The sequence below is a fragment of the uncultured Ruthenibacterium sp. genome (genome assembly GCF_963558415.1).
Classification (GTDB): domain Bacteria; phylum Bacillota; class Clostridia; order Oscillospirales; family Ruminococcaceae; genus Ruthenibacterium.
Genome location: NZ_CAUWGY010000030.1, coordinates 21,243 through 29,485 on the forward strand (window position 1 = coordinate 21,243; position 8,243 = coordinate 29,485).

The 8,243-nt window shown below is 56.8% G+C and carries 11 protein-coding genes; 2 read left to right on the forward strand and 9 right to left on the reverse strand.

The genetic code is table 11. The features are described from left to right. Window positions 1-105: 105 nt before the first annotated feature. Window positions 106-336, reverse strand: coding sequence for a helix-turn-helix domain-containing protein (locus tag AB5H98_RS06975; RefSeq protein WP_367925194.1), 231 nt, complete (start codon window positions 334-336; stop codon window positions 106-108). A 121-nt stretch (window positions 337-457) separates the two neighbouring features. Continuing rightward, window positions 458-1,009, reverse strand: a complete 552-nt coding sequence (locus AB5H98_RS06980; protein WP_367925195.1) for a recombinase family protein — start codon at window positions 1,007-1,009, stop codon at window positions 458-460. Between the two features lie 285 nt (window positions 1,010-1,294). Here AB5H98_RS06980 and AB5H98_RS06985 point away from each other — a divergent pair, with 285 nt between their 5' ends. Beyond that, entirely contained in the window at window positions 1,295-2,740 is a 1,446-nt protein-coding gene (locus AB5H98_RS06985; protein WP_367925196.1) for a peptidoglycan-binding protein, read from the forward strand. Between the two features lie 3 nt (window positions 2,741-2,743). Then, window positions 2,744-3,430: a peptidoglycan-binding protein gene (locus tag AB5H98_RS06990; protein ID WP_367925197.1), complete on the forward strand. Its 687-nt coding sequence runs from the start codon at window positions 2,744-2,746 to the stop codon at window positions 3,428-3,430. A 110-nt stretch (window positions 3,431-3,540) separates the two neighbouring features. Here the strand turns inward: AB5H98_RS06990 and AB5H98_RS06995 are convergent, their stop codons facing one another. The 7 genes from AB5H98_RS06995 to AB5H98_RS07025 form a co-directional block, all read right to left on the reverse strand. Beyond that, a complete protein-coding gene (locus tag AB5H98_RS06995) occupies window positions 3,541-4,446 on the reverse strand; it encodes a hypothetical protein (RefSeq protein ID WP_367925198.1) in 906 nt (301 codons plus the stop codon). Further along, window positions 4,419-4,820 (reverse strand): methylglyoxal synthase, encoded by a 402-nt coding sequence (locus AB5H98_RS07000; protein WP_367925199.1) that lies wholly within the window; start codon window positions 4,818-4,820, stop codon window positions 4,419-4,421. The genes AB5H98_RS06995 and AB5H98_RS07000 overlap by 28 nt, the downstream gene beginning before the upstream one ends. Window positions 4,821-4,856: 36 nt before the next feature. Then, complete coding sequence (locus tag AB5H98_RS07005) at window positions 4,857-5,588, reverse strand: AAA family ATPase (protein WP_367925200.1); 732 nt, start codon at window positions 5,586-5,588, stop codon at window positions 4,857-4,859. A gap of 120 nt (window positions 5,589-5,708) precedes the next feature. Further along, complete coding sequence (locus tag AB5H98_RS07010) at window positions 5,709-6,296, reverse strand: nucleoside triphosphate pyrophosphatase (protein ID WP_367925201.1); 588 nt, start codon at window positions 6,294-6,296, stop codon at window positions 5,709-5,711. A 12-nt stretch (window positions 6,297-6,308) separates the two neighbouring features. Beyond that, complete coding sequence (locus AB5H98_RS07015; RefSeq protein ID WP_367925202.1) at window positions 6,309-6,575, reverse strand: DUF4321 domain-containing protein; 267 nt, start codon at window positions 6,573-6,575, stop codon at window positions 6,309-6,311. A 13-nt stretch (window positions 6,576-6,588) separates the two neighbouring features. Next, window positions 6,589-7,032 carry a dUTP diphosphatase gene (dut, locus tag AB5H98_RS07020; RefSeq protein WP_367925203.1) on the reverse strand — a complete coding sequence of 148 codons (444 nt, stop codon included), beginning with the start codon at window positions 7,030-7,032 and terminating at the stop codon, window positions 6,589-6,591. 19 nt (window positions 7,033-7,051) lie between these two features. Further along, a partial coding sequence (locus AB5H98_RS07025) for a DUF3656 domain-containing protein (protein ID WP_367925204.1) occupies window positions 7,052-8,243 on the reverse strand: 1,192 nt, incomplete at its 5' end.

An 8,243-nucleotide genomic window follows, 5' to 3' on the forward strand; every position in this document is an offset into this window, starting at 1 on the left:
TTTCGTCATGGCACCGACAATCTCCAATAATAGGCTGATGTCAAAAAGTGTCACGGAATATCCAGTCCCATACCCGCCGGTCAAGGCGGGCAGAGACGCAAAGTGTTATTTGCCGACAAACGGCGAAATAAAGACGGAATACACATCCCCCGGCAGAATGCTAAAGTAGTCCATCAGCGTTTGGATTACCCAAAGCGGCCATTGCGTTGTGCCGTTCATGTACCTTGACAGCGTAGCCGGGTCAATGTGCAGTACGTCCAGCGCAACCTGTTCCTGTGTCAGGCCGTGGCCTGTATACTTGCCGCGCAGATAGGATTTTGCATCACGAATCGTCAAAGTTCTCCCCCCTTTGGTTCTTTGTGGGGATAGCGTACAATGACTTTCGGATTTTTTCCATGAAAAATAACAGGTTACCCCGTACTATAACTTCGTTATAGTACGGAATAACCCGTTATCCTTACTGCCTGTCTGACAGAGCGCGGTACAGGGTCGCCACCGAGATGCCACATAGATTGGCCGTTTCCCGCGCGGTATAGGCTTTTGTCTGATACAGCTTTATCGCCTTTTCAACGACCCGCTGGTCGGTCTTGGGCCGTCCGCCTTTACGTCCTCTGGCCCGCGCCGCTTTCAACCCTTCCTCGGTACGCTGGACAATCAAATCCCGCTCAAACTGGCTGATAGCCGATAAGACTGTGACCAACAGCTTGCCGGTCGGTGTAGCTGTGTCTATGGATTCTTTCAAGCTGATAAGCTGCACCCCTTTTTTATCAAACTCATCCAATAAATTAAGCAGGTCGCGCGTACTGCGGCCAAGTCGGGAAAGGCTCTCCACCACTACACTGTCACCCTCACGCATCCGCAAACGCACCTTATCAAGTTCCGGGCGGTTGGCTTTGGTGCCGGTCATCTTCTCTGTGTAGAGTTCGTCCACTCCATACTCGTGCAGCGCGTCGATTTGGCGTTCCAAATTCTGATTTTCAGTGGACACCCGTGCATATCCGATTTTCATTGCGTAACTCCTTTCTCTTTATGGGGGCTTTTTGATAGTTTGATTTTGAGAGCAGTTTTGAGATTGTTTTCCTTCTGTAAATGGGTATTCGCCAGAAGAGTTTTGCCGTTATCAAAAACAATCGTTTTTGATAGTCTGACGGCAAATGAAAAAGCGTCGGAAATTCCCGGCGCTTTTTCGTTTACAGTTAGATGTTGAGATACACGCTTACTGTGTATTCCCGGTTGCAGAGCGGGTTGCCAGCCATACGGCCCAACCCACCATTGAAATGGTATCTTGTATTTTGTGCAATTAACGTACATTTATGTGGCGGTGAAAAAACTGGCTCAACTGACCAGCGAAGGCGAACAGCCCACCGGCGGACTTGTCAGCGGCACGTTCCCCGGCACACTTCGTTTGGGCAGCACCGGCGACGCGGTGGAGCAGGTTCAATTCTGGCTGAACACCGTTGCCGACTACGTCTCCAGCATTCCCAAGGTCAATGTGGACGGCATCTTCGGCTCTGCCACACAAGCGGCGGTGCGCGCTTTCCAAACCCACTACTCTCTGACCGTAGACGGCATTGTGGGCCGCGTCACCTGGGATACCCTGTACAACGAGTATCAATCCATTCAGCAGGACATCGCCCCTCCGGGCGTGACCCAGCCCGGACAGTATCCCGGCACTCCGCTGCGTGTGGGGTCCAGAGGAAACGAAGTAAAACAGATGCAGTTCTATCTGCGCATCATTGCACGCTCCAACCGCAACATCCCGTCTATCAACGCGGACGGCATCTTTGGTTCTGCCACCGAGGCAGCGGTGCGCGCCTTCCAGAACGGCTATGGCCTCAATGTGGATGGCGTAGTAGGGCCTTTGACCTGGAATAAAATTTACGAAGTATACACGGACCTGATCAACGGTCTGCTCACTTCGGATCAGAGGCCGGGCGTATATCCGGGCACTCCCCTGCGTCTGGGCTCCTCGGGCCGGGCAGTCAAAGAAATACAGTATTATTTGTACCTGCTCAGCGCTTACTTCCCGGAAATTCCCGTCATTGCCTACGACGGCATTTTTGGCTCTGCTACGGAAAAAGCCGTGCGCGCCTATCAACAGCTTTTTGGCCTTACTGTGGACGGCATCGTTGGCCGCGCTACCTGGGACAGCATTTATCAGCGGTTCACCACTTTGCGCAATGTGGACGGTCCCATGCTCAACCTGCGCGTATTGGCTTATCCCGGTTACGATTTGGAAGAGGGCTCGCAGGGTGAAATCGTCAAATTCGTCCAGTTTATGCTGGCATACATCGGCGTGTTCTACGACCCCATTCTGCCCATTGATGCACTGACCGGCGTGTATGGCCCTGAGACCGCCGCCGCGGTGCGCAGCTTCCAGCAGGAATTCAGCCTTCCCCAAACCGGTGTGATGGATGAAACCACGTGGAATACCATGGTCATCATTTATCTGAGTCTGGCCGCAGACCCCACCGGTGTAGACCGGCCTGTGGGCGAATATCCGGGCTATGTGCTGGCCTTCGGCAGCGCAGGGTCCGCTGTGCTGGAACTGCAGCAATTCATGAACGAAATTGCATCCCGGTTCTGCGCCGGCTGGTTTGTGCCTGAAAACGGCATTGTGGATGAAACCACCTACAACGCCATCAAGGAATTCCAAGAGGGCTTCGGCCTGCCGGTCACGGGTCTTGTGGACCGCCTGACCTGGGATACCATTTACGACTACTATTTGATGGAGGAATGAATCATGGCAAAAATATTTGTGTACGATTCCTATAACAACAAATTTCTGATTTACAACCTGGGAGAAAACGACCCCATGCCCTATGCCTATGGCAACACCATGCGTGTGCGGGAATTTCGTGGCTCGTCCAACAGCACCGTGCTGTGGACTACCACCGCCGCTATGGAAGCCTGGAATCTGACCCGCCGCAGCTATGGCAAAGGCATTTACATCGGCTATGCTTTCAAACGCATCTGGGAAGGCGGTCACGGCACCGCCAGCCAGCACTATGCCGGTGTCAGCTTTGACGTGGGGCAGAACGTCTCCAGTTCCGAGCGCCAGAAAATTTACAACACGGCCGTGGCTACCAGGGCCTGGGGCTACGTGGAACCCCTGAGCATGACCCCGCGCTGGGTCCACTTTGACCGCCGTTACGGCACCCCCGCCTGCTCGGGAACCACGGCAGGGTATCCCACAGTGCGCCGGGGCAGCCGGAACACCTACGTACTGATTTTACAGGACGGACTGAATGCGCTTGGATATTCCACCCGCACACTGGACGGCATCTTCGGTGCCAACACCGAAAATGCGCTCAGGTCCTTCCAGCGCGCCGTGGGGCTGAGTGTCGATGGCATCTGTGGCTGTCAATCCTGGAAAAAACTGACCGCTGCGGTGGTAGGCATCGGCCGTACTCAAACCGTAATCGACTGATCCTCTCACGCAAGGCCACGCAAAACGTGCGATAAAACAGCGCTCCCCCGGTGCAGTTTGCACCGGGGGAGTTTCTTATTTTATAATACAGCGCTTGCTGCACAGCGAGCTCATTCGTCCTGACCCGCCACAAGGTCCTCGTAATAACTGTACCAGATGCCGTCTTCATCCATGGCAAGCACCAAATTGCCGCTTTCATAATCCGACAGCCAGGCCGTCAAAAGCATCTTGCCGCGGCCATCATCGTCCAGATACTCTCGGGACGCCTCATAGAAAACCTCGCATTGATCCTCGGCTTCCTGCCAGCGAGCCAAAGCCTCCTCATCGCCTGCCGCCGCTTGTTCCGCCAGCAGTTCCAAATCCTCAAGGTACAAGGAACCATTCATCGTGTCGTCCTCTTCCACGTAGAAAAAGAGCGCATCCCAGCTTCGATCCGCCGCCCAGTCCTCCATTGCGATTTCCAGGTCCGTGTAAGTCGAATCGTATACATACGAGTCCGCCGGCACCTCTTCGGGCTGCGGCGCCATCGATGATTCTTCGAACAACGCAGAAAGCAAACTGAGCAACATAATCGTCACGGAAATGCCCACGACCCAAAGCATCGCCCGCCGGGTTTTGCGACCGGCTTCCTGCCGGCGCTCCAGCGCCGCCAAAGACACCTTTCCTCTTCGGTTCGCAGCACGCATAGGCGCGTTTTGCTGCAAACGCACAGGTGTCTTCTGCACCGGGCGCTCAGGCACCTTTTGCGCCGAGAAGGATGACTCACCGGAAAACAGACGCGACTCCAGGTTCTTGCCTACGCGCATGCCGCAATGCGGGCAGCGTTCCCCGGAAAAATTTTCACAGCAGACCGGACATTTCACATCGATCACCTCACGCCATTTTTTAAATTCAGTGTAGCATGCGACTGTAAAAAAAGCAATTTCTTCCACAAAAAAAGCCCTGTCCGAAGACAGGGCATGACCATCTATTTTCCCTTTTAAAACGATCACCGGGGATTGACAATGTTGCGCCAATCGAGATCTCCGCGCTCCAAGCCGTGAATCAGCACTTCCGCCGTGGCAATGTTGGTGGCCATGGGGATGTTATGCACGTCGCACAGGCGCAGCAAGTTCATCTCGTTGGGCTCGTGGGATTTTGCGGTGATGGGGTCCCGGAAAAACAAAAGCAAATCGATCTCATTGCAGGCAATGCGCGCCGCGATTTGCTGGTCGCCTCCGTGAGTGCCCGACAAACACCGCTGAATGGGCAGACCGGTGGCCTCGCTGACCAACTTTCCCGTGGTCCCCGTAGCCGTCAAATTGTGCTGAGCCAGCACCGGGCAATACGCAATACAGAACTGAACCATCAGTTCTTTTTTCGCATCATGTGCGATCAGTGCAATGTTCATGTGGATCAATCCCCTCTAATATATAAATGGAAAATGTCAGCGTACGATCAGCGGCACCGAATCGCCGCAAAGACGTGCTGCAATAGCAGAAAATACTTGATAAGCTGTACTTTTTTTGGGAAGTGCGGTTCCCATGGCACCGGCGGTACGGACCTCGGTGCTCTCAGGCACCACGCCGATGAGCTGAGCGCCTACGGTGTCGATGCACTCGTCCAGATCCCGGATGCCGCAACCAGTCAGCCGGGGCGGGACCCGGTTGATAATCAGCCGAATGTTCTCAAGGCTCTTGGCTGCTAGCGCATCGCACACAATGTGGCCGTCCCGCATGGCAACCGGGTCCGGCGTGATGACAAGCAGCACGCTATCCGCCACAGCACAGGCGGCCTCAAAGGGAGCGCCCATACCTGCGGCGGTATCCAACACAATGTCATCAAAAACGGGCTTTGCCCGCTCTACAAACACCCGCAGGGCCGCTTCGCGCACGCGGCCGCCCGAGTAAGGTGCCGAAATTACATACAAATCCGGATACAGCGGGCTCTCCACAATGGCCTTGCCCGCGGCACACCGTCCGGAAAAAACGTCTTCCACATCGTAGACCGTCTTGCCGTACACGTCGGCAATATAATCCACGCTGCGCAGGCCCGAGTCCAGTTCCACCAGCAACACCCGCCGACCACGGCCGGCCAATCTGCCCGCGGTGAGCACCGCTACGGTGCTCTTTCCGGTACCGCCCTTACCGGACGCCACCATGATGACTCTTGCCCCCATGTCTTCCCCTCCACGACAGGACGTGACAGTACCTCCTATCATGCCTACTTTAACAGCATATCACAAAAAAGAGAACTGCACAACACTTTTTTTCAGCACTTCATACAAAATCATACAAATTTAGCATTCTTCCCCAAAGCCCAAGGTCTGCCAGCACTTCATCTGACGCAGCACCCAGTGCACTTGGGATACCGGAAGGCCCACCACATTGAAATAGCACCCCCGAATGCCGCGCACAAATTTCGCTGCGCCGCCCTGGATGCCATAGGCCCCCGCTTTGTCGTAGGGCTCCTCGCTGGCAAGATACTTTTCCAGCTCCTGCGGTTCCAAAGGCCAGAACTCCACCTCGGTGGTGGTACAGAACAACTGCTCTTCGCCGGGCGCCAGAATGCACACGCCCGTGTGGACCTTGTGCGTACGGCCGCTGAGCGAAAGCAGCATGCGGCGGGCATCGTGCTTATCCCGGGGCTTACCCAGCACCTGGCCGTCCACATCCACCACGGTGTCACAGCCCACCACCACATCTTCCGGGCGCAGCGATGCCACTGCCGCGCATTTTGCCCGGGCCAGCACCTGCGCCAAGGCAGCCGGGTCCGGCGCGGTCAGAGCGCTCTCATCCACCTGGCTGACACAAACTTCGTACGCCGGCACCGCCAGCGCCATCAACTCCCGGCGCCGGGGCGATGCAGAGGCAAGAATCAATTTCATGACTTGGCCTCCTCAGCGCAAATTGGTCTTGTTATACAGAAAAATAGCCGCTGCAATGGTAAAAATCTGAGCCACGCCGATGCCCATGGAGAACCCGAAGGACAGCTTGATGACCGATAAATCCAACACAAACGGTGCATCGGCATTGAAGCCAATGGACTGGTAATAGGACAGCCAACTCAAAAACGATACGTTTTTACACACCGCTGCCAACATGGCTCCCAGCACAATGCCCGCCAGAATGTAAAACCACAGCAAAAGCGTACGTTTCAGTTTCATATTTTATCTCCTTTTACTGCTTGCCCGTGGAGCCGAAGCCGCCTTCGCCCCGCTGGGTCTCGCCCAATTGCTCCACTTCCAACATCTGAGGAATCAACACAGGCATCACGGCCAGTTGCGCAATGCGCTCTCCGTTTTGCACGGTATAAGGCTGGTCGGACAAATTGACCAGTCCCACGCTGATCTCGCCCCGGTAGTCGGAATCGATGACGCCCACGCCGTTGGACAAAGCCAGACCCTGGCGCACCGCAAGACCGCTGCGTGCAAACACCAGTGCCACGGTCTCGGGGCCGGGCAGCTCAATGGCAATGCCCGTGGGAATCACGGCACGGCCCATAGGCTCCAGCCGAACGCCCTCGTCACCGCACACGGCGCGCAGATCCACCGCGGCGCTGCCGGGAGTGGCACGGCCGGGCAAAACAGCGCCTGGACGCACTTTTTTTAACTTCAAAACCATCGGTTGTCTCTCCTTTTCCTCATTGGGTGCCCTTGAAGTACAGCCCTCGGGTGAAGGCTCCGTCCAAGGGACGGTGGGCGCAGAACAGCTCCAGCACCTGCTGCACCCGGTCCGCGCTCTCCAGCGTAAAATACAAAAGTTCCCATTCCACGGGCAGGGCGCCGGGCTTGTCTCCCATATAAATGGGCACCGGATTGTACACCGTGCGCGCACCCGCAGGCCCGGTGCAGCGCACCGGGAAATGCACTCCCTTGCGGTCCACCAGTTCGCCCCGCCGCTCACAGCCGGCACAACCGTGCACATTGTGCAGCGGACACGCCCGGGTGAGCATCAGCGGCATGTGGCCGTAGGCAATGGCCAGCCGGGGCAACTTTCCACCGGCCCGGGCCAAATCTTCGCATGTCAGCTCCGGGCTCAATGTCAGCGCCCGGGCACCCAATTCCTCGTAGCCGTCCGCCGAAAGGCAATTGGTCACGTTCAGTCCAAAACCGCCTACCACGGGCAGGCCCTGCGCCAAGGGGAAATGGGCAATGTTCTGTGCCACATAGCCTGCAAATCCCTGCTGTGCGCTGGCCTGAATCTCCTGGCGGGCCTGCTCTTCTGCCGAGCCGAACAGGACCCGGGGAATCTCCAGCCATGTCTTGGGCCGCAAAGCCTCGGGCACCTGTTCCCACTGGTTCAAAGGCACCGAGAGCCCGGCCACCTGCTCGGGCAGCGTCTGTGGAATCTGGTTCACGTGCTCAAACCGCAGCGCCAGCCCTTTCCACTGGCCCGGACGGGCCGGTTCCACCTGCACGTGCACATCGGTGCAAGCCATGGGACAAGGCGTCTCCCGCAATGCCAAAAGCTGAGCCAGCGCGTCCCGCCGCAGTCCGTTCACCTCACCTGCTGGCACAAAAGCGTCGGCGTTTTCCAGTTCTATTTTCGCCGCATAAAACGGCGTGCCGCCGGTTTTTTCCAGCGCCCGGCGATAGGCCTCTGCCGGGTCTTTTTGGGCCGGGACCGGCGGTGTGACGCCTTTTTTCTCTACAACATGACCGTCCTCATCCCGGGCGGTTAGCCGGGCTGCGTCCGGTTCCAGACGCAGCTCAAGTTCCACGGGCACCGCCGGTCGCTCTCTGCGGAACAATTCCCGCAGCCGGGGAATGGCCTGCCGGGCCGCCGCCGCGTCCTCGGCGGTGCGCACCCCAAACATCTTGCCGTCCCGGCGT

Coding starts and splice junctions, on each gene's coding strand:
- AB5H98_RS07000 (WP_367925199.1), bottom strand. CDS start 4,820: ATGAACATTGCACTGATCGCACATGATGCGAAAAAAGAACTGATGGTT.
- AB5H98_RS06980 (WP_367925195.1), bottom strand. CDS start 1,009: ATGAAAATCGGATATGCACGGGTGTCCACTGAAAATCAGAATTTGGAA.
- AB5H98_RS07015 (WP_367925202.1), bottom strand. CDS start 6,575: ATGAAACTGAAACGTACGCTTTTGCTGTGGTTTTACATTCTGGCGGGC.
- AB5H98_RS07005 (WP_367925200.1), bottom strand. CDS start 5,588: ATGGGGGCAAGAGTCATCATGGTGGCGTCCGGTAAGGGCGGTACCGGA.
- AB5H98_RS06990 (WP_367925197.1), top strand. CDS start 2,744: ATGGCAAAAATATTTGTGTACGATTCCTATAACAACAAATTTCTGATT.
- dut (WP_367925203.1), bottom strand. CDS start 7,032: ATGGTTTTGAAGTTAAAAAAAGTGCGTCCAGGCGCTGTTTTGCCCGGC.
- AB5H98_RS07010 (WP_367925201.1), bottom strand. CDS start 6,296: ATGAAATTGATTCTTGCCTCTGCATCGCCCCGGCGCCGGGAGTTGATG.